Origin of the sequence: Sporolactobacillus nakayamae, assembly GCF_900113325.1 — a bacterium.
In the GTDB taxonomy this organism is placed as follows: domain Bacteria; phylum Bacillota; class Bacilli; order Bacillales; family Sporolactobacillaceae; genus Sporolactobacillus; species Sporolactobacillus nakayamae.
Map to the genome: position 1 here is coordinate 1 of NZ_FOOY01000029.1, position 20,807 is coordinate 20,807.

Annotated in this window: 20 protein-coding genes and 1 pseudogene; 17 read left to right on the plus strand and 4 right to left on the minus strand. The window is 43.5% G+C overall.

Features of this window, described 5'->3' with window-relative positions:
- The 14 genes and pseudogenes from BM003_RS17880 to BM003_RS15520 form a co-directional block, all read left to right on the plus strand.
- A pseudogene (locus BM003_RS17880) lies at window positions 1–272 on the plus strand (group II intron reverse transcriptase/maturase); the annotation flags it as partial.
- 245 nt (window positions 273–517) lie between these two features.
- Window positions 518–844 (plus strand): bacteriocin immunity family protein, encoded by a 327-nt coding sequence (locus tag BM003_RS15460; protein ID WP_093674553.1) that lies wholly within the window; start codon window positions 518–520, stop codon window positions 842–844.
- A 236-nt stretch (window positions 845–1,080) separates the two neighbouring features.
- A complete protein-coding gene (locus BM003_RS15465; RefSeq protein WP_093674554.1) occupies window positions 1,081–1,539 on the plus strand; it encodes a DUF986 family protein in 459 nt (152 codons plus the stop codon).
- 580 nt (window positions 1,540–2,119) lie between these two features.
- Complete coding sequence (locus BM003_RS15470) at window positions 2,120–2,320, plus strand: cold-shock protein (protein ID WP_093674555.1); 201 nt, start codon at window positions 2,120–2,122, stop codon at window positions 2,318–2,320.
- Window positions 2,321–2,510: 190 nt separating this feature from the next.
- Window positions 2,511–3,047, plus strand: a complete 537-nt coding sequence (locus BM003_RS15475) for a beta-class carbonic anhydrase (RefSeq protein ID WP_093674556.1) — start codon at window positions 2,511–2,513, stop codon at window positions 3,045–3,047.
- A gap of 119 nt (window positions 3,048–3,166) precedes the next feature.
- Complete coding sequence (locus BM003_RS15480; RefSeq protein ID WP_093674557.1) at window positions 3,167–3,361, plus strand: alpha/beta-type small acid-soluble spore protein; 195 nt, start codon at window positions 3,167–3,169, stop codon at window positions 3,359–3,361.
- 176 nt (window positions 3,362–3,537) lie between these two features.
- Window positions 3,538–4,374 carry a Cof-type HAD-IIB family hydrolase gene (locus tag BM003_RS15485; RefSeq protein WP_093674558.1) on the plus strand — a complete coding sequence of 279 codons (837 nt, stop codon included), beginning with the start codon at window positions 3,538–3,540 and terminating at the stop codon, window positions 4,372–4,374.
- 144 nt (window positions 4,375–4,518) lie between these two features.
- A complete protein-coding gene (locus BM003_RS15490) occupies window positions 4,519–5,766 on the plus strand; it encodes a metallophosphoesterase family protein (RefSeq protein ID WP_177184833.1) in 1,248 nt (415 codons plus the stop codon).
- Between the two features lie 52 nt (window positions 5,767–5,818).
- Window positions 5,819–8,629 carry an ATP-binding protein gene (locus tag BM003_RS15495; protein ID WP_093674560.1) on the plus strand — a complete coding sequence of 937 codons (2,811 nt, stop codon included), beginning with the start codon at window positions 5,819–5,821 and terminating at the stop codon, window positions 8,627–8,629.
- A 94-nt stretch (window positions 8,630–8,723) separates the two neighbouring features.
- Window positions 8,724–9,401: a response regulator transcription factor gene (locus BM003_RS15500; protein WP_093674561.1), complete on the plus strand. Its 678-nt coding sequence runs from the start codon at window positions 8,724–8,726 to the stop codon at window positions 9,399–9,401.
- Window positions 9,398–10,804 carry a sensor histidine kinase gene (locus tag BM003_RS15505; RefSeq protein WP_093674562.1) on the plus strand — a complete coding sequence of 469 codons (1,407 nt, stop codon included), beginning with the start codon at window positions 9,398–9,400 and terminating at the stop codon, window positions 10,802–10,804. Before BM003_RS15500 ends, BM003_RS15505 begins: the two co-directional genes overlap by 4 nt.
- Window positions 10,805–10,887: 83 nt before the next feature.
- The gene (gene yhaM / locus BM003_RS15510; RefSeq protein ID WP_177184834.1) at window positions 10,888–11,856 is read left to right on the plus strand and encodes a 3'-5' exoribonuclease YhaM; all 969 of its coding nucleotides are present in this window, start codon (window positions 10,888–10,890) and stop codon (window positions 11,854–11,856) included.
- Window positions 11,857–11,966: 110 nt separating this feature from the next.
- Window positions 11,967–12,260, plus strand: a complete 294-nt coding sequence (locus BM003_RS15515) for a sporulation YhaL family protein (protein ID WP_093674563.1) — start codon at window positions 11,967–11,969, stop codon at window positions 12,258–12,260.
- A 1,041-nt stretch (window positions 12,261–13,301) separates the two neighbouring features.
- Window positions 13,302–13,865, plus strand: coding sequence for a hypothetical protein (locus BM003_RS15520; RefSeq protein ID WP_093674564.1), 564 nt, complete (start codon window positions 13,302–13,304; stop codon window positions 13,863–13,865).
- Between the two features lie 109 nt (window positions 13,866–13,974).
- Here the strand turns inward: BM003_RS15520 and BM003_RS15525 are convergent, their stop codons facing one another.
- Window positions 13,975–14,859, minus strand: a complete 885-nt coding sequence (locus tag BM003_RS15525) for a peptidylprolyl isomerase (RefSeq protein ID WP_093674565.1) — start codon at window positions 14,857–14,859, stop codon at window positions 13,975–13,977.
- Window positions 14,860–15,211: 352 nt separating this feature from the next.
- Here BM003_RS15525 and BM003_RS15530 point away from each other — a divergent pair, with 352 nt between their 5' ends.
- Together BM003_RS15530 and BM003_RS15535 are read left to right on the plus strand one after the other, a co-directional pair.
- Window positions 15,212–15,811, plus strand: a complete 600-nt coding sequence (locus BM003_RS15530; protein ID WP_245734312.1) for a YpmS family protein — start codon at window positions 15,212–15,214, stop codon at window positions 15,809–15,811.
- A gap of 173 nt (window positions 15,812–15,984) precedes the next feature.
- On the plus strand, window positions 15,985–17,217 hold the full coding sequence (locus tag BM003_RS15535; protein ID WP_093674567.1) for an aminopeptidase: 1,233 nt from the start codon (window positions 15,985–15,987) through the stop codon (window positions 17,215–17,217).
- A 48-nt stretch (window positions 17,218–17,265) separates the two neighbouring features.
- Here BM003_RS15535 and BM003_RS15540 read toward each other — a convergent pair whose 3' ends face one another.
- The 3 genes from BM003_RS15540 to BM003_RS15550 form a co-directional block, all read right to left on the minus strand.
- On the minus strand, window positions 17,266–17,670 hold the full coding sequence (locus BM003_RS15540) for a YtxH domain-containing protein (RefSeq protein WP_093674568.1): 405 nt from the start codon (window positions 17,668–17,670) through the stop codon (window positions 17,266–17,268).
- Between the two features lie 144 nt (window positions 17,671–17,814).
- Window positions 17,815–18,363, minus strand: a complete 549-nt coding sequence (locus BM003_RS15545; RefSeq protein WP_093674569.1) for a tryptophan transporter — start codon at window positions 18,361–18,363, stop codon at window positions 17,815–17,817.
- A gap of 131 nt (window positions 18,364–18,494) precedes the next feature.
- Window positions 18,495–18,926: an HIT family protein gene (locus BM003_RS15550; protein ID WP_093674570.1), complete on the minus strand. Its 432-nt coding sequence runs from the start codon at window positions 18,924–18,926 to the stop codon at window positions 18,495–18,497.
- A gap of 196 nt (window positions 18,927–19,122) precedes the next feature.
- On the opposite strand from BM003_RS15550, the gene BM003_RS15555 reads away from it, so the two are divergent.
- The gene (locus BM003_RS15555) at window positions 19,123–20,799 is read left to right on the plus strand and encodes a hypothetical protein (protein WP_093674571.1); all 1,677 of its coding nucleotides are present in this window, start codon (window positions 19,123–19,125) and stop codon (window positions 20,797–20,799) included.
- Window positions 20,800–20,807: the final 8 nt, after the last annotated feature.

Consider the following 20,807-nt stretch of genomic DNA (forward strand, 5'->3'; position numbering starts at 1 on the left):
AGAGCTATATTCAGCATATTGATCAGTGGCTCCGGCGAAGAATTCGCCAGATCATTTGGAAACGTTGGAAGAAAGTCAAGACGAGATATAAAAGTCTCATGAAACTTAACGTTCCAAAACCAAAAGCATGGGAATGGGCGAATACACGAAAAGGCTACTGGCGCATCGCCTGTAGCCATATCTTACATCGGTCGATCACAAACAAAATACTCGAACAGGTGGGACTCAAAAATCTAGTCCATCTGTTCGAGCATGCACACTTAAGCTATTGAACCGCCGTATACGGACCCGTACGTACGGTGGTGTGAGAGGTCGGAGAAATTATCTCCTCCTACTCGATATATTCTTTAACAAAGCATACTCTGATGAGAGAGTTATGGATTACGTTCGTGAGTTAGAAAAAGGGTAAAAATATAAATTACTTTGCTTTCATACACCTTCATGGTATTGCCATCGTTTGGGGAAGTCCAACTGCCGGTGGGTTATATCTTTCCATAAAAGAGAGGGATAAAGGTTTATGTCTATAAACAAGAAATTGAGCCGGAAAGACCAAGAAGAGGCACTTCTAAAAAAAGTCTACGATCTTATCCTTGATGAACAAATACAAGATGATGAACGACACGTGTTAATTGCTTTTAAAAATAATGTTGAGAAAGACAAAGATTTTGAAAGGCGGCTAATGTATTTAGCTGAAGGATTGCGGCAGATAGCGGTTAAACGATTAACCGTTCAATCTAAACTAAGTCCTCAGGTTGGTCTATTTTACATGGAAATTTCAACCACGGGATTGCTAAGAAAAAACCTAGGCACTGGCCTCGCTGCAATGGGAATTACTTTTCATTAAAACAAAGGCAATTTTCTAAGCCGAGCAAGTTGCAAAAATTGAGTTATATGAAAATTTTAAAAAAGATCGACTTACTGTTTTCTATTATGATCGACAGAGATGAACCAAGTCGGAATCTGCCGCGTTTTTTTCAATTTTATGATGATTAATGATCAAGCAGCTGTCTCATAAACCAGTTGAATGAGTTAAAATGAATGTACTTATTAATAGGTCATGATTGAAAGAGGGAATTGCAGATGACACTTACAATTGCTCTGATGTATCTTATTTTTGCCGGTCTGTTCGCTTATATTCTTTTTGATGATCTGATCGTGCGCTTGCTGAAAGGGAAAACAGTATTGTCGGTACGGTTGAGAAAACGGAATTATTTGGATCAACTCATATTAGCGACATTACTTGTCATTATCTACATTTCAAATAATGTTAGGGGTGAGAGCAGCACGGTAATCAATACCGCATTAATTCTTTTGGTGCTGACCTTGCTGTACAATACCTTTGTCAAAGTGCCGACAGCTCGATTTAAGAAGACTGGCTTTTTCTATGGTTTGGGATTCATAAAGTATGATCAGGTGAAAAAAATGAATTTGTCAGAGGACGGGGTTCTGGTTGTCGATACGAGTAGGCGCAGAATGCTACTGTATGCACGGAAAATTGATGATCTAGAAAAAATACTGAACGTTTTTGCGACCCACTAACAATTCTGTTGAAACATTCCTCATTAATTGAATAAGAGTTCAGCTTCTTCATGAGTTGACTTTTTCATTAATAGGCTCTATACTAAAGTAGACCTAATATGAATGACAAATTATTTGTGGTTTTCATGAATATACGATTGTGTACTTGGTAATACTGGGCAACAGATTGTATGAAAAGCAGATTGAACTTTGCGCTGAATCATACTGGCTCGGTCAGAGGAACCGTAAGGATGGAAGAGAGGTAGGGCTTTCGTTGTTTCGGCGCCGTAAAAAAGCCGATTAATGTTTTTGTTTTTGATCGTTTTGGTTAGGTCTAATTTTATGATTATGTACGTATGATAAAAGGTAACATTTATAATTCACGTGTTATAAAAGGATTATCAATGTGTTTGTACTTTTTTATTGATACTTTTTATAATATGTGAATTTTTTATTTCTGCGGGAAGACCCCGGTCGGTGAAGGATTTAAATCTGTAGCCGCAGGGATAAGATACGCCAGATAAAACATACGCATATATTAAATTTTCAAAGTGCGTTCAAATTCATTTGAACATCCACTTATTATTAGGAGGTTTTCTTTTTGAAAACAGGTACAGTTAAATGGTTTAACAGCGACAAAGGTTTTGGCTTCATTGAAGTTCCAGGCGAAAACGATGTATTCGTTCACTTCAGCGCTATCCAAACTGACGGATTCAAGACTCTTGACGAAGGTCAAGCAGTTGAATTCGAAGTTGTTGAAGGCAACCGTGGACCTCAAGCAGCTAACGTTGTTAAGCTGTAATTAACGTTTTAGGAGGAGCCGTTTCCCATTAGGGAGGCGGCTCCTTTTTGATACATAAAGAAAATTATAAAATAATGCTTCACCTGATGACAAAATCGAACTTGCTGATGATAAGCAAGTTATTGGATTACTTGTTCGATTTCTTTTATGATTATCTGTGACGTTTATACTTGACTTGGGGGAAGAAAATATGTCACAGCTTGAAGAGATACTGGCTTATAACGAACAATTTGTTAAGGATGAATCGTATCGCCCTTATGAAGCGCCAAATCGGCCAATTAAGAAAATGACCATTGTCTCATGTATGGACTGCCGATTAATTGAGCTGTTGCCAAAAGCGCTGAATCTGAAGAATGGCGATGCCATCATGCTTAAATCAGCAGGCGGAATGGTGGAATCCCCATACAGCAACACGATGAAAAGCATTCTTGTCTCGTTGTATGAGCTCGAATCTGAAGCGGTTTACATCATTGGGCACACCGATTGCGGTATGCACGGCCTTACTGCGGATAAAATGATTAACGATATCAAAAATCGTGGTCTCGATGATCAGAAATTTGCAGAGGTAACAGTAGATCTGAAACAATGGCTGACTGGCTTTCAATCCGTTGAAAATGAAGTGAAAAAGAGTGTGTCGATTGTGAAAAATCATCCGCTCTTACCGGAACATACGCCGGTGATTGGTCTTGTGATGGATCCCAAAACCGGTGAGTTGAAGCAAGTATAATTAATGAATGAAGATCACCTTCCTTTAAAGTCTTTTGCCACCTATAAATTTCCAATTCGATTTTGGAATATAGAAAACGACTACAGAGCAAAATAAAGCTCGTAAGGGAGGTGAAACACATGGCAAATTCAAATCAGTTAGTAGTGCCAGGTGTACAGCAAGCAGTTGATCAAATGAAAGAAGAAATCGCACGTGAATTTGGCGTTAACCTAGGACCGGACACAACATCTAGAGCAAATGGTTCTGTTGGCGGAGAAATTACAAAACGTCTGGTAGCTCAAGCCCAGTCTCAATTTGGCGGATACCAAAAGTAATTTGAAACAATGTGTACGAAAGATAAAGAAGAGAACGGCTTCGGCTGTTCTCTTTTCTTGTTTTGCCTGCTTTTTCAAACCGGACAAACAGATGCCTGGTTCTATTTGTTTGCATCCATACATAAACTTTTGACAGGAATGAAGTACTGATATGGATTCCGAAGAGGGGGATAACCTTGGTATATCGCTTACTTGCACTGGACATCGATGGAACCCTGTTAAGCAGCAATAATCGGCTTGATCGGCAGACAAAGGATGCCATTCAGTATGCACAGAAAAAAGGTGTTATTGTAACATTGGTGTCAGAACGTCATTTCCACTCAGCGGCAAAGGTCGCCCGAGCATTGCGGCTAACAAAACCGATCATCACGCATAGCGGTGCGTTTGTATCGTCATCTATGGATGATCCGGTTTATACGAGCAAGATTGACCACAGTGTTTTGATGCAGCTGGCTGAATTTTTGGAAACGTACCCGTGTCAGATTCAAATGTCGCACGAACGGCTTTCCATCAGCAATCGGCCGCATCAAAAAAATTTGATCGCAAAAATGACGATCGGCATGAATGAACCGCTTTTTTATCCGGTGACTTATGTGGATTCGCTTAGCCAATATTTGCTTGAAAATTATGAGGGCGCAACAGATGTTAAAGTGAAACTTCAAGATACGAAGGTCGTAGATGATCTTGAACATGCGTTGAGTGATTATTTTCCTTCAATCGACGCTTGGCGAACCGCACCGGACAGTCTGACATTGGTACGTCAAGGTACATCCAAGTTCAACGGTCTGCTGTTTTTTGCCGGGCAGCTCGGTATTCCGCTTCATGAGATTGTCGCTGTCGGCGACGGTATTGAGGATACAGAAATGATTGAAAAATGCGGACTGGGCGTGGCGACGCGAAATGCCCCGGCGGACGTTAAAGCAAAAGCGGATTGGGTTACACGCTCGAATGATATGGATGGAGTAGCATACATGGTTCGAGAAGTATTTAGAAAACAAATTCGCGTTCATTAACTGTTTAGAAAAAAACCATTGAGAGCGGCTCAACCAAGCTGCTTTCAATGGTTTTTATACATAGGGGATCGGCCGACAATTGAGAACGTGTGATCGGTTATGGTAAAATGAAACAAATAGATGAGTTCGGAAGGAGGAAGCATTTTGATCCGGTTCATTCATACTGCCGATCTGCATCTTGACCGGCCATTTGATGGCCTCACACATTTGCCTGAACCGTTACAGCGTAGGTCCGCGGACAGCACATTCGCCGCACTTACCCGACTCGTAACAATCACTTTGCACGAACAACCCGATTTTATGATTATTGCCGGTGATATTTTCGACAACAGCCATAGAAGTATCAGAGCACAGCGAGCGTTTGTCCGCGAAATGAGGCGCCTGCACGATGCATCCATTCCCGTTTTCCTAGTATACGGCAATCATGATTTTCTTAATAAAGAATGGAATCATCTGCGGCTTCCGGATAATGTTCACGTATTCCCAGAGAAACCGTCCGTCACTTCTCTGACGTGTGCCGATGGACAGGTTGTCAATTTATATGGATTTAGTTATCACCGGAGATGGATTAAGCAAGACATGATTTCACAATATTTGCGGAGCGGTAAAGCGGATTATCACATTGCGATCCTTCACGGTGAGCAGCGTTCGGGATCGGACGAGAGCAACTATGCGCCATTTTCGATCGGTGAGCTTGAAGCGCAAAATTTTGATTACTGGGCACTGGGGCATATTCATAAAAGACAACAATTGTCGTCTCCTGTGCCAATATGGTATCCGGGTGATTTGCAAGGACTGTCATTCAAGGAGTCTGAACTTGGTCAGAAAGGCGCATCGCTTGTCGAGCTGGACCATAGCGGAGCCCATGTTCGTTTTCTTTCGACGGAGGCGATTGAATGGACGCGCGCGGAACTTGATTTTTCGGGGATGGCGACGGCCGATCATATTGAAGAAGCAATAAACGCTTTTAAAGAAGGGGTGCGGGAGAAGCATAAGTGTGCCTTTATCCGTCTCTATTTTTCTTTTATTAACCCGGGCATGCCTCATTTGGACGTTGAAAATCTTGTACGGGAATTAATTGAGACGAGCAATGAGGATGAGGATGAACCGAACGACTTTATCTGGTTGGTTCCCGGAACATGCACATTTCGGCAACACTGGGATAAGAATCAGATTGTGAACAGTCCGCACTTTCTTGGTGACCTTTTTCGGCTTATTGAACAAGAAGGGAGCGTTCTGAAGGCAGTAGAGCCGCTTTACAGTCATCACTCAGGAAGAAAATATCTTGAGCCGTTGTCCGCAAAAGATCGGGACCAGATTCGCAATGAGAGCGAGCAATTACTCGTGGAAGCGTTGATGGCGGAGGAAACGAGCGCAAATGAAGACGATTGAAATGATTCCGAGGAGGCGAGTGGCGGATTTCAAATGAAATCACCTTTCTCTTATGAAAATTAACACGCTTGCGATACATCGATTTGGCCGTTTTGAAGATAAGAAAATTGACTTTCCACAGACTCCGATTGTCATGATCTATGGAGAGAATGAAACTGGGAAATCGACGATTATGGCTTTTATTCTCGGCCAGCTTTTTGGTTTTCCTTCAAAAAAAGCGCTTGAAAAATGGAAAGGTAAAAATCGTTCTGACGCACTTGGAGGCGCCCTCACGTTTACGGCTGATGATGGAAAAAGCTACCGTGTGGAACGGAACCTTTTTGATCAAGAAGAAATGCGCTTCGTTTCGGCGACAGGTGGAGCAGCTGATTTACACGCGCTGCTTCGCGGCATCAACAGAGTTCTTTACCAAAATGTCTTCTGTTTTGATTTAGACGGGCTCCGGGACATCGACAAAAAGAATCCATCGGACATGAACGATCTTTTGCTTGGGGCAGGAATGATTGGCAGCGGGGAGCTGGGCAGCCTCGAACAGAAGTTGGAGAAAAATTGTGCGGAACTGTTCAAGAAAAGCGGAAAAAAGCCGCAAATCAACCGACTTTTCACAGAACTTAACGCTTGTTCAGCAGATTTAAAGGAATGGGAAAAAAAGCTGGATTCCTACCAGGAGCTCCAACAAAAGATCCGGGACAACCAAAAACAGTTAGAAGAACTTGAGGCTCAAAAAAAGAGTATACAGCATGAATTTCAATGGTGGACGGCGTTTTCAGCCGCTCGTCCTTTGATCCTCACCTATCAGGCTTTGAACCATGAACACCAACATTTGGAGCAAGATTTGCCGTTCCCGCAAAACGGACAAGAGCGCTATGAAGATACGCGCAAACGACTGATTACACTGAACAATGACTTGGCTGAGTCAGACGAACAGATTGGTCAACTCGATGAATCGCGTCGATTGATCCATGCCAATGAACAGTGGCGTGAGCTGGAGGGATCCCTTCAGCGGCTTTTTCACGATGCGGTTACGGATGTGCAGAACCAAAAAGAGCGGCAAAGGATTGATGAGGAATGCCGCAAGCAGCAAGCGGACTTAAAAAGGCTCTGTGATTTACTTGGATCAATCTGGTCCCCTGAAAGAATTAGACAGGCATCATCGGAATTAACCTTGCGTCATCAACTCAAGGAAAAGATTAATTGCTGGAAGAAGAATTTGGATGAACAGCGTGATGGTGTACGCGATCTGGAGTCTATTTCGGAACGAGCAAAAAATTTGGAGTCGCGTTTGAAGGATTGTGCGTTCAAACGTATGGCGACGGGAGGTAAGAGGCATCATGATGCCCCATCTGCACGTCCCGTTCGCTTCCAGGCGCTGACCATCCTAACGGGCTGCGTGACACTTTTACTCACTGTTCTGTCAGCCGTTGTCATAACACCGCTTGCGGGCGTTCCTGTGTTCTTATTTGGCGTGGGGATGTGTGCAAGCCTCTACTTCTTCGCAACAGCGCACACAGACGGAAATTCGAAGGGAGAAGTGCATGCGCGCTCTGAAGATGATCGGATTGCGGCTGAACAAACCTTGCTTGAGGACCAATTAAGAGCGGTTCGTGCAGATGAACGACGCCTGAATGAACGTCACGAAGCATATACGCGCGCTGGCAGAAATCTGGAAGAAGAGATTAGGGTATGGCTGAGAGAACAAGGCTATCCCATTGATGATCTGAATGGCGCGGAAGAAAAGGTTCGTCTTGTGAACGATGCTCAGGAGATATGCCGTAAGTTGGATACATTCTCTGATCGGCAGCAGGCGTTAGGAAAGGCGCATGAAAAGTTCAAACATGAAACTCGAAAATTGGCAGCGAAATTGGGAATTCAGGATGGAGACGCTGACTATTTGGAGCAGCGCTATCGGCAGGAGGTCGAGGAGATCCGTCGGCGCGAAGATTTGGATAAGCAGCGACTAATCTATCAGAAGCAAAGAGAACGGATTGTGAATCGGATTGAGTTGATCAAGCATGAACAAACGTCCTTACTTGAAGAGGCGAATGTTGCCAATGAAGCACAGTTCTTTATTGCGGCAGACCGAGACGAACGCCGACGAGTGCTTAAAAAGCAGATGGAAACATGCCGCATGCAACTGCTGGAGCTGACCGGATCAGAAAAACAAGTGCAGGAATATGTCGCTTATTTAGACAGTCACCAGTGGGAAAATTTATCTGAACAAGAATTCAAAGAGCGAATTTCGGTCGTTGAACTCAAGCTGACAGAGCTTCGTGATCAATTAGCAAGCGATCGCGCAACGAGTGCATCGTTGGAGAAAAATGACTCGTACCGCGACACGCTTGATCGTTACCATGCCCTATTAAATGATACGGGTATCAAAGCAAAGGATTGGGCGGCTTTTCAAACCGCGCTCTGGGCAATCCGCGAGGCAAAAGAACAATATCGAGAGCAGCGTTTGCCGCGTGTATTAAATGATGCGGCAACCTATTTCGAAATGATGACAGACGGTCGTTATGAAAGCATTCAACTTGATGATGACGGATTCAGTGCAATAGATTCAGCCGGCCAAAGGATTCATGCGATTGGGCTAAGCCGCGGGACAGCGGAGCAGCTGTATCTTTCGTTACGTTTAGCTCTGATGAAGGTGTTCAGCGGCTATGAAACATTACCGATGATTATCGATGACGGATTTGTGAATTTTGATCACTCGCGATCAAAAAAAGTGTATGAATTGCTCGAAAAGGTGGCGGAAAATCGACAAGTTATTATACTGACCTGTCACGATAACGATTTTCAGCGCGCCCATCCCGAGGCGGTGTTGCGTCTTCACGCGGATGATCGCACGTCTGCTTCGCATAGTTAGTTTTTTTGTGGAATTTGTTTCATTATCTTAATAAGATGACGCACATGCTATAATTTAGGAGTCAACAATAGAATCGTATAAGGATGATTTCATAATGAATGAAACACTTTTTAAAATTAATCTTGTTGAAGATGAAGAAAGCTTAGCCTCCATTCTTAAAGCCTATATGGAGAATGAAGGATGGACTGTTTCGGTTTTTCATACTGCTGAAGATGCATTAGATTATATGCACAACGGTGTGCATTTGTGGATCTTGGACATTATGCTGCCGGGCATGTCCGGTTATGATCTGATCAAAAGAATTAAAGAGAATCATTCGGAGCAACCGGTTATTTTCATTTCAGCAAGAGACCAGGATCTTGACAAAATTCTTGGCCTCGAGTTAGGAAGCGATGATTACCTTGCTAAGCCTTTTCTACCGAAAGAACTCGTTATCCGTGTCAAAAAATTGCTTCATCGCGTATACGGAGCCGGCATCCACGAGAATCGAATGGTTATCTCCAAATATCAGCTCGACGTCGTTCGACGCAAGGTGTTTGATGAAGAAAGCCAGTTGATCGAACTCACCACAAAAGAATTTGATGTATTGCTCTATTTAGTGGAAAATGTCAATGTAGCCAAATCACGTCAGGATATTTTGACGGAAGTGTGGGGACAGGATTATGTCGGCTCCGACCGCGCGGTAGATGATGTTGTTCGACGTATCCGCCGGAAAATGGGACGCCTGTCGCTTGAAACTGTCTATGGTTCTGGTTATAGGATTGTCTCATGAAATTGCCGCTCAAAATGACGTTGACGAAACGAATATGGCTCTCTTTCGCTTTTCTTGAGTGCGTGATCGGTTTTATCATTATTAGTGTCTATCCGTATTCCATACAAAGCACGCTTAAAGAAAACACGTTCCGGACGATTGAAGTCCAGCAGTTGTTTCGCTTTGAATCACAATCCGGGGAATTCACGGTCGATAATCCGGGAAGCGGTAAAGAACATGATAAAAGTGGAACAAGTTCAATATGGACAGTATTGGTCAATCGTCAGTTCCAAATGATAAGCGGACATATGCCGGCAGACCGTAGTGTGATGAAACAGATGCAGGCTCAGATTAAAAATCAGAAAAGCGATCTCGCCCGCTACGAGTTAAAGCATAATGGTTCGACACTTTATTTTGTTGCCAGACGTTGCCGAATTAATTCAATTGACGGCTATTTGATTTCCTATATGTGGGATACTTATAATAATGAATTGAGAAACAACCTGTGGAATCGTCTCATCTTTACGTTCGTGATGGCGAGCATCCTCAGTCTGTTTTTCGCATTCTGGCTGGCGCGCTATCTGAAACGGCCGCTTGATGTATTGGGCAAACGCTTCAAAGAGATTTCGCGCTTGAATTGGGAAAAGCCGTTTGAATGGAAGGGCGATGTGGAATTTGAACGGCTTTCCGCCCAATTTGAAGAGATGCGGCTCAATTTGATCAAATATGATCAATCGCAGAAAGTATTTCTTCAACAAGCGTCCCATGAATTGAAAACGCCGATCATGGTTATTCAGAGTTACGCGCAATCCGTTAAGGATGGCATTTATCCAGTGGGCGGGCTTAACGATTCCATGGATATTATTATTAAAGAATCGATACAAATGGAGAAAAGAACACGCAAGCTGCTCTATTTTACTCGTTTTGATTCCCTTGGGGATAAACAGATGCGTTACACCCGTGTTCGGTTTGGAGACCTTGCAGGACTTGTGCGCGAACGATTCATTACGCAACGTTCGGATATTGACATTCATATTAGCGGAGAAGATACGGTGATTTACACCGATCAGGAACAAATGCAGACAGTATTGGAAAATCTGCTTGAAAATGCGCTGCGTTATGCGAAGGGCAACATATGGATGGATGCTGATGGTCGGAGCAAGTATCGATCGTTGATTAGCGTAAAGAACGACGGACCGGGGATTCCAGAAAACGAACGACAAGCCATGTTTGAACCTTTCCAAAAAGGTGAGAAAGGTCAATTCGGATTAGGACTGGCAATTGTGAAGCGAATCATTCATAATCATCATGGAGTCATTTATGTTGAGAATCTAAAGGATGGGGTTGCTTTTCAAATGACATTGCCGGCCCCGCCTAAGAAGAAGAACAGAAAAACTGATAGAATTAAAGGAAAGAAGGACTAATTGTCTCGCGCAGTCCGACAGTCAGTCTAGTCATCGGTAGTCAGACAGCCGTTTAAAACGGCGCTATTTGAAGGGAAGGGTTCATGGTGAAGGGAATCGCGTTTTATAAAGAAGGCGAGCATGTTCATGAATACCTGTTGATAAAGAGCGTGACCAAAGGATTAGCTAGTAATGGCAAACCTTTTCTTACGATATTTTTACAGGATAAGACGGGAGATATTGAATCCAAACTATGGGGCAGCACAGCAGATGATGAGGCGAATTACGTGCCAGGTGCCGTTGTGCGAGCAGAGGGTGATATTACCACGTTCAGAGGGAGAAACCAGTTTAAAATCCGAACGATTCGCCCCGCCACGGAACATGACGCTGTCAATAAGGCAGATCTGGTCATGTCTGCTCCGTTATCGATTGACGAATTGAATGAAAAGATCACCCACTATTTATTTGAAATTAAAAATCCGGTGATTCAGCGCTTGACTCGTGCGCTTTTGAAAAAGAATCACCAAGCTTTTTTTGACTATCCGGCAGCGGTGAGTATCCATCATAATTTTCTTTCCGGACTTGCTTACCATGTCTGCTGTATGTTGGATATGGCGAAGGCGGTTGTTACTTTGTATCCTGAAATAGACAAGGATTTGTTGTATGCCGGTATTATCATTCATGATATGGGGAAGCTTGAAGAATTGTCCGGTGTGACAGCGACTAGCTACACTTTGTCTGGAAATCTTCTCGGTCATATCTCGATCATGGTCGATAACATCGGCAAGATCGCCGATGAACTTGGCATTGCCGACAAAGAGGAAGTTTTGCTGCTTAAGCATATGGTGCTCAGTCACCATGAAAATCCGGAATGGGGCAGCCCGAAGCCGCCGATGTTCAAGGAAGCAGAAATTCTTCATATCCTTGACGATATGGACGCGAAAATCAATGTCATGACACGTGCAGTGCGGAAGACGCGTCCGGGCGAGTTCTCGGAGCGTATTTTTGCCATGAATAACCGGTCACTCTATCGTCCATCATTTGACGCGGTCGATTCAGATGATGAATCGTGACACTCAGTAAAAGACAATGATTAATGAAGGTCTATTTGTCCGTCCCCTTGCATAAGTTACAATGCGAACCAAAAATAGGGACAAACGCTCCATAGTAGGAGGCGGAAAAGATGAAGCAGGCCAAACGTTCGATAATTGTTGTCACCACACTCTTTATTCTCTTCATGTTGCAGCAATTCGGCTTGATCGATCCAATAATCAACAAGCTGGAAACCGTTGCTTGGTGGGTATATCTAGTGGTCGCAGGAATCATTTTTAGCGGCTACCAAGCCTTTAACCTCTCTAAGCAAGAAAAAGAAGTCGATGAAGAATGGGTGCAGAAACAAGGAAATGTGTATATGAAACGAATCAGCGCTGAGAAAAAGCGGCGCCAAAGTCAAAAAAATCCGAGAGCCATGTCCTGAGTGGCTTTCGGATTTTTTTTGCGAGGGAGTATAAGATTTTGCCCTGTATCCAATCAACAAAACAATGTCTTTGTAAGGATCAAAAGCGTCATAAGATTCGGATGGGCAATGGTAAGCGCCAAATCTGAGAAATAAGCGGAAAAATTCCGCTTATTTAGAGAATGAACGAAAAAATAGCTTAAATAGACGGAGAAATTCCGCTTATCGATTCGAAAAACGTGAAAATGGAGGCTTTTTCTGTACTTAACCGGAAAAATTACCCTTATTTACCTGTAAAACAAGCGTCAGGATGCATATAACCGGAAAATCTCCGCTTATTTTACTCGCTACTGAATTAAGGATCAAAATGATTTATTAGAAAACTTGGCTTCGCCAAGCCCCTGGCGAAGGCGAAGACTTAGTTGCGCTTACACTCGTTTCCTTGAATCTTTAATTTTTTTATACTTTTTTATCAGTGTTAGAAAACTTGGCTTCGCCAAGCCCCTGGCGAAGGCGAAGACTTAGTTGCGACGGCCATGGACGGCCTAGTGTCCGATGAGCCGCAGGACGCGGCGTTTTTTCGGACCGCTTACACTCGTTTCCTTTAAATGTTTTCTTTGGCCGAGAATCAAAGCGGAGGTGCGAGACGCCTGCGGGACCAGCGTGCCAGCGAGACCCCGCAGATTCCTGCCTGTTTGAGGAGGCTCGCGGTGCGCCCGCGGCAAGCGAGTAACCGAAGCGACGATTCAGTATCATAAAGACACGAACCAATAACACATGGCTGGAGAGTAAGGACCGGGCGTTTTTTGCCCCGTTTTTCTTAACCAAAATTAATTGGCGCGTGCAGTCTTTCTGATCCCAGATGAAGATCAATTAACTAATAAACGACGAGATGAGCTTAACTTCATCTCGTCATTTTTGTGCGATTAAGAACGTGCCAACTTTATTGAAAAAGAGTTGAGGTGAAAATGTGTGAATTCCTTCCGTTAACGGTCCATGCCAAAGGTCGTAAAGAAAAATAAACTATAAGATAAGCCGTAAATAGAAAAGGAAGTGATACGTGTGAACGATGATTCTAATAGTGGGGGGGCTGAATTCGGATCGGACAAAGATGGTGATAAGAAAAGAAAAAAGCATGTGAACTCTGATCGTATTAATGATAAACAAAATCATCATGACGGCACTGTTCCATTCTGTGAAGAACACGTGATCAGTGAACTTAAAATAGGCGGAAAAAGCAGTATGGACAGTGTCTGGCTTGATGCGTCGATTGAATGGCGCCCTTTAGGTGTGATTCCGTTAAATAGGATAAGCTTATTTGCCGCCATTTCCAAATACGTACCTGCGCTCATCCAAATTTGGAGAAGAGACAGTTTGGGAAGCACTCTGGTCGCTGAAAAAAGAGATGTCAGTCCGGCTATTGTTATGCTTAACGGTGGCCATGGTGGATTTGTTTTCTTCAATCGGATGACCACCACGGTTCGTACCACGGATAAAATTTCGACCAATGGAGAGCGTGAATACGTCGTGACTCTCAAGTCACATCCAGAATTACCTGAAGGGAGTCTTGGTCAATTAGAAGTGAGCGCCTATCAATTTTTCGCAACAATTATTGAAAACGAGTAATTGTTTTTCTTGGCTTCGAGCCTTGCCACATTTGGCACGGCTCAAAGCATAATAGAAGAACACGGATCGAAAGGTTTCTTCGATCCGTGTTCTTCTTAAGTGCTCGCTATTACTGCTGAGTCGTCGTTGAAGTTGTTGACGTTGAGTTAAAGAGATCTTTGAAGGATTTGTCTTTAACCTGAACGTCGGCGTCTTTGATCAATTTTTTGATCACTGCGTCTTGAGACTTTTCCTTGCTGGCAAGATATGCTTCTTTGACGGAAGCCTTCAGATCGTTATAAGCGTCTTTCTTGCCTTCAAGCTTGATGATGTGATAACCGCCATCAGTGCTTGAATAAACGAGCGGGCTGATTTGACCAACCTTCAGTTTCATCGCTGCGTTGCTGAATTCAGGAACCATCGTTGATTGTTTGAACCAGCCGAGTTCGCCGCCTTTCGCTTTTGAACCGGGGTCCGTTGAATACTTCTTCGCTAATTTAGCGAAGTCTGCGCCGCCTTTCAATTGTTTCTGAATCGACTGCGCGGTTTTCTTTTCTTTAACGAGAATGTGGCTCGCTTTTAACTCAGTTAAAGTAACCTTGTTTTTATTATAGTAATCCTTGAGCACTTTGTCGTTAACCTTGATGCCCGTTTGCTGTGCCTTCGTCATCATCAGTGAATCTTTGATCTGACGTCTGAATTGGGACTTGGTCAGCTTGTTCTGAGTCAACGCCTGTTCGAACTGTGTTTCGGTGGAGAAGGTTTTGCGAACCTGATCATATTTTGCGTCAACCGCTTTTTTAGAAACATTGTATTTCTTTTCGAGCAGCGTTTCGTAGACCAAATTCTGAAGCACCGCTTCTCCGTTCGTCTTCTTCAATTCGTTGTAGAATTCTTCTTTGGTAATATTACCGCTCTTCGTTTTTACAACAGCGGCGTTATCTCCGCCGTTTCCGCAGGCTGCGAGGCTTGCGAGCACGATAACGGCGGCTAGAATCATCATCAGTTTCTTCACTATGTCCACTCCTATTTTAAATTGTTCCACATTACAACAGTATTTCGTAGCTGCGTGCGGTTATCCGTCGCAAAGGACAAGTTTTTCGTCCATCCCTTAGCGGTTGTCCGCTTACCGACAATGTTCATTCTAACTGAAACGGACCCTCATTGTCGAGTATTGCCGAATGGTTCGCTGTTTTTTTTTACAAAATTTTCGTATAACGGCTCCAAAATGAACCTTTATCTGCACGTTTCGCACAAATCATGAAATGCGCTATAATAAGGAAATTACGGAGCATGTCTTAATTTGGATAAAAATCAGTCCATATGTCTGTTATGTATTGAGAATACAAAGGGGAGGAAGAAGAATAGTGACTTCTGCAGCTTATCCCAAGAAAAAGAAGAATTTTTGGAAAATCGCACTTCTAACATTGCTTAGCCTTGAGGTATTGGCAGTGCTTATCGTGTTAATAATGATTACAAACGGTTTCTCTGCCTCAGATACACCTACACCGCAAACCGATCGCACGAAGGGGCAAGCCATTTTTTCCGTGCAGGCGAATAAACAGCAGATGGAAAATATGGTGAACGATCAAATCGATGCAAAAGGAAACAAGAGGCTAAGCTACCATGTTGATATTGACGATCAACTCGTGTTAAACGGTAAGTATAAGCTCCTTTTCACGGCGATTCCCTTTTCGCTTACGTTTACCCCAAGCGTTTATAAAGGGGATGTCGTACTCAAGGAAACCAACGTTAAACTAGGAAGCATACCTTTGCCGGACAAGCAGGTGCTTAGTTTCTTAAAAAGCGGCTCTAATTTTCCAAAATGGGTTGCGATTCAGCCAAATAAGCGTCAAATTTATATTAACTTGACAAGTGTGCAGGTTCAAAAGGGACTTTATCTTCGTGCGAAGTCAATGGATTTGGCAAACAACGATGTGTCGTTCAGTGTTCATCAGAAAAAGTAATAAAGCTTTGAATTTTATTACTGGTAGCGCTTGCATTTATACATACAGCAAGTGTTAGAATAGAGTTGGTAGGAAAATACATCTTACGAATGATGTCCGAATAATCGGCAAAAACCTTTGTGCTCAATTTCGAACAGATTTTATAGGTGAATCATAGATGGGAGGCATTCGATTTGAAAACCTTTGCTCAAAAATTAGAGAAGTATGCGGAACTTGCGGTCAAAGTCGGCGCAAATGTGCAGAAGGGGCAAGAGGTATTGATTAAAGCACCAATTGACGCGGGCGAGCTTGTTCGTATTGTAGCTGAGAAAGCATATGAAGCCGGAGCCAAACGTGTGCACTTTAATTGGACGGATGATAAACTTGATCATTTGCGGCTAAACTATGCCTCTGAGGAAGTGATTGGCGAGTATCCGGTCTGGAAAGCGACTAAATTGGAAGATTTGGTGAAACGCGGCGCAGCATGTATTGATATCCGCACAACGGGAATTGGCTTAATGGATGGGATCGACCCGAAAAAAGCGGCACTCGACCAAGAGACGATGTGGCGCGCGCTAAACACATATTATGATTATCGCATGTCTGACCGAGTCAGCTGGACAATTTTGATCTATCCGACAGTCGAATGGGCGAAAAAGCTGTTCCCTGGAAAAATAAGAGAGCTTGCAGTCGCTGATCTATGGGATGTTATTTTCAAAATGACACGCGTTGATAGTGATGATCCGGTACAAGCATGGGAGGATCATAAGAAGACTCTAGCGGAGAAAGTCGCATTTCTGAATAAGAAAAAATATAAAAAACTGCATTATAAGGCTCCGGGGACTGACTTAGAAATCGCGTTCGATCCCGACTACCATTGGGATGGCGGTGCTGCGGTGAACAGCGTCGGTACAACCTTTGTTCCAAACATTCCAACGGAAGAAGTATATACCTTGCCATTAAAAAATGGTGTTAATGGAACGGTCATGGCGACGCGTCCTCTTGTTTATGGTGGAAAATTGATTGAGAAGCTTTCAATCACTTTTGAGGACGGGCGTATTACTCGGGTGAATGCTAAGGAAGGCGAAGAACTTATCAATCATATGATCGATACGGATGAAGGGTCACATTTCTTGGGCGAAGTGGCGCTTGTGCCCAATGACTCACCTATTTCAAAATCAGGGCTCGTTTTCTTCACGACTTTGTATGATGAAAACGCGTCCTGTCATCTTGCGATCGGTAAAGCGTACCCGACCTGTCTCGATGGGGGCACGGATATGTCTGCGGAGGAACTAAAAAAGCACGGAGCAAATGTCAGTTTGATCCATGTCGATTTTATGATTGGTTCCGATCAGTTGGACATTGATGGCGAAAATGCCAACGGTGAATGGGAGCCGGTCTTCCGAAACGGAGTCTGGGCTTTTTAACTATAAAAAAAGATCCCCGCCTGAACAAACACAGGTGGGGATCTTTTTTTATAGTGAGGGCGGTGTTTCTTCTTCGCCAGGTTTTTTCTCGGGCGATTTCTCTGTCAATTTATTGGTCAGCTTTTCCTTTGCAGCTTCCAACTGAACGACATTGTTCTTGATTTTCGTCAGATAAGGCTGAACATCCTCTTTCCATTCCTGAAGAAGATTACCGATATCTGAGACTGCAGACTTGAGAACCGGTACGCTCTCATCTTTTAATGCGACGACGCGATCTTTAACCTGGCTCAAGCTGTTTGCCGCGTCCTTCAATGGCTGCTGGATTGAAGCTGCCTTTTCCTTAATGTCGCTTCTGATTTCTTCACCTTTCTTAGGTGTGGTCAGAAGGACGATGGTGCCGCCGATAATACCGCCGACAACCGCTCCGATTGTGTACGAAAAAAATTTGCTCATTCCATTCACCTCTTCAACTAAAGTATACGTTCGTCATTACTTCTATTATACCCTAGACGTTCACGCTTATCACTTGAAAGCATATAGTCGACGAACAAAAAATCTCCGATTCTGTTTAGAATCGGAGATTTCAATAGACTATTTTTAGTGAAGCGTTGGTTTCGGAGCTGCATGGAAGAATCCGCTGCGTTCGCCGATTTTAACAATGATCGGATAAATGATCGCCAGCAGTACGGCATTGACTAGTGCGGTCGGAAGTACCATGCTGATAAACATCCCACCGAACGCTACCGCAGGAATTCCTGCAATCAAGATTGCTGATGCCAGGAAAATGGTCCCGCTAAGCATGGTACCGAGTCCTGCGAGAACAACACCGAAGACATATTTTCCTTTTGCCTGAAAATAATGCGCAAATAAGTAAAAGACAAAGAATACAACCGTTGAAGTCACTAATTTATCAATCACATTTGGGAAAAATCCTCCGGGCAGCGATGTAGTCAATCCAGCTAAAATGCCATCAACAAGTCCGATAATGAGAAAGGTCTTGATATCGGCAAAAAAATAAAGAGCAAAGAAAAGCATTACAAGGCTAAAGTCGGATTTCATTCCAAAAGGCAACCCTGGAACAACGGCATGAAGCACCGTTCCAATAGCAAGCAATAAAGCGACAACAATCAAATTCTTAAGTTTCATTCTGATCTCTCCTCAACTGAGCTAATGTTTCCTTCAGCAGTGCCCCAACGGCCTGCTGCAAGGTGTATTCATACTATACACGTGTTACACGGAAATTTCAATTCAAATTCAGAAATTTTTACATAAACGAATTAATTGATTTCTTTTGCAATCGCCTGAGCGATCTCAGCGCGGGCTTCATTTGAGTACTCATCCATATGCGATTGGAAGCTGAAGTAGAACGTGTCGTCCGCCCCGTAGCGTGGAATCAAATGGAGATGGAAATGGAAAACACTTTGTCCGGCAAGTTCGCTGTTATTGTTGAGCAGATTCATACCCACCGGGTGAAAAGCTTTTTGAATCGCTTGGGCGATCACAGGTGCTTTGCTGAACAGTTTTTCTGCGACCTTCGGATCAAGAGTGAAAATGTCTTTTTGATGTACTTTAGGAATGATCAGCGTATGACCCTCCGTTACTTGTCCCAAATCGAGAAAAGCCAAGATATCGTCATCCTCATAAACCTTAGCCGCTGGAATTTCGCCTTTAATAATTTTGCAGAAAATGCAATCTGCCGCTTCACACATGAAAATCATCCTTCCTTGTCTGCTTTTTTGTCCATTTTAGCACATTCTGTACTGATTTTATAAAGGGATTGAAGATCTGCATGGTGAATTTAGTTACTTGTATGGCGCGCAATGCGCTCACTAAGTTACACTATAAAGAAAGAGATTGCGGCAGTGAAAAAAAGTTACTGCTGTGAGATAAGAGACGGGGGAACTTATGATTTACTTATTCAGTTTACTTGCATTAACCTTAAATCCTTTTGTGTGGATGAAAAAGTACAAAAGCAGAACCTTCCTTTTTGCTCAGGCGACGCGCGTGATTGCGGGATTAATTGTCCTGTTTCTGTTGTCTTATGTTGGTCTCATTGATCACACCTGGCAGGCTTTTTTAAGCTATGGGTCTTTGTTCTGGGGAATCTTTCTGCTTATTGATGTACTCTATGCGAAGGAGCGATTGATCTCGATCAATCTCCTGGCGGGCGTGTTGCTGCTTCTGTTTTTCGGGTACCTGCATGTCATTTACCCTCTCACGGTGACGAAGGCAAAATATAATTTCGTTGCTGAAAAAACAACGGTGGTTACACGTGATGCGCAATCGATGAATGAACAGCATATTCCGGTTGTTCCGGAAAAGTATGCGCGTTATAAAAGTGAGAAAATTCTCGGAGAGCTGGCACATGTATCCTATTACGAACTTGGTCATACATCACTGCAAAAAATTGACGGGCATCTTTATTGGGTGACGCCGGTTGACTATAGCGGTTTCTTCAAATGGATGAAAAGCCATCGCATTCCCGGTTACATTAGGATGAGTGCCGAGGATGAAAACGCGAACGCATCGTTTGTAAAAAAAGAGATGAGATATGTACCCTCTGCCTATTTCTCTGAGAATCTGAAACGCCTTGTGCGCAGCGAAAATAAAGCACCTATTTTGTTCCGCCCAAGTTTCGAACCGGATGAATCGGGAAAACCTTATTATGTCGTAGCGTATGGGTACTATAATAAGTTGCGGCAGATTCCCAATATTAAGGGTGTGTTTGTTGTCGATCCGAAAACCGGAAAGATCCGCAGCTATCCAATGAATAAACTTCCCGCATTTATCGATCAGGCGATTCCATCTAATGTCGCTGAGCAGTGGAATGCATGGTACGGAGAGAACGTCCACGGTTTTTGGAATAAGATCTTCGCTCAGGAAGATATCAAACGCCCAACGGAGTGGTCGCATTCCGATGAAGTGAATGGTGTGTTTGATCACGCACTTGATTTGAACTGGTTTACGGACTTTACGCGTCCGAAGTCAGGAAGCGGCGCAATGGTCGGCTATTCGATGCTCAATACTCGGACGGGGAAAATCACCTATTATTCGGGGGCAAACGGTCTGCTTAATGGGAAATCAGCGATGAATGTCGCGGAAAAGACGTTCAAGCAGAATAAGTATGAGGCAGGCATTCCGAACCTCTATACGATTTATGGACAGGAGACATGGGTTGTCCCGTTAATGGACAGCAATGATGTGCTTCGCGAGCTGATGCTGATTCATGCGAAGAATGAAAATGTCTACAGTGCGGAGGCGGATAAGCGCAGTCTTTTCGATACCTATAAATACGCCGTGGCGACGAAGCTTGGCGGCGACAGTACGGTCCCAACCAATCAAGCGCTGATCAAGAAGTTGGAAGGGGCTGTGACTCAGGTATACAAATACCAAGATAGCGAATCACGGCAGACGGTGACTCAGTTTATGATCAAGGGCAGCGAGAAAATCTTTACCGTGTCTTCGGGGCAAAATCCATACAGCGTTTTTCTGAAGGTTGGGGACAGCGTGTCCATTCAGTACATTGACACAGATGAAACTGTTTCGGCGGTTAAGACGTTTACACTTCAAAGCAAAAAATGAAAGAGGCT

Coding starts and splice junctions, on each gene's coding strand:
- yhaM (WP_177184834.1), top strand. CDS start 10,888: ATGGTGAAGGGAATCGCGTTTTATAAAGAAGGCGAGCATGTTCATGAA.
- BM003_RS15460 (WP_093674553.1), top strand. CDS start 518: ATGTCTATAAACAAGAAATTGAGCCGGAAAGACCAAGAAGAGGCACTT.
- BM003_RS15555 (WP_093674571.1), top strand. CDS start 19,123: ATGATTTACTTATTCAGTTTACTTGCATTAACCTTAAATCCTTTTGTG.
- BM003_RS15475 (WP_093674556.1), top strand. CDS start 2,511: ATGTCACAGCTTGAAGAGATACTGGCTTATAACGAACAATTTGTTAAG.
- BM003_RS15515 (WP_093674563.1), top strand. CDS start 11,967: ATGAAGCAGGCCAAACGTTCGATAATTGTTGTCACCACACTCTTTATT.
- BM003_RS15505 (WP_093674562.1), top strand. CDS start 9,398: ATGAAATTGCCGCTCAAAATGACGTTGACGAAACGAATATGGCTCTCT.
- BM003_RS15545 (WP_093674569.1), bottom strand. CDS start 18,363: ATGAAACTTAAGAATTTGATTGTTGTCGCTTTATTGCTTGCTATTGGA.
- BM003_RS15550 (WP_093674570.1), bottom strand. CDS start 18,926: ATGTGTGAAGCGGCAGATTGCATTTTCTGCAAAATTATTAAAGGCGAA.
- BM003_RS15500 (WP_093674561.1), top strand. CDS start 8,724: ATGAATGAAACACTTTTTAAAATTAATCTTGTTGAAGATGAAGAAAGC.
- BM003_RS15495 (WP_093674560.1), top strand. CDS start 5,819: ATGAAAATTAACACGCTTGCGATACATCGATTTGGCCGTTTTGAAGAT.
- BM003_RS15540 (WP_093674568.1), bottom strand. CDS start 17,670: ATGAGCAAATTTTTTTCGTACACAATCGGAGCGGTTGTCGGCGGTATT.
- BM003_RS15465 (WP_093674554.1), top strand. CDS start 1,081: ATGACACTTACAATTGCTCTGATGTATCTTATTTTTGCCGGTCTGTTC.
- BM003_RS15480 (WP_093674557.1), top strand. CDS start 3,167: ATGGCAAATTCAAATCAGTTAGTAGTGCCAGGTGTACAGCAAGCAGTT.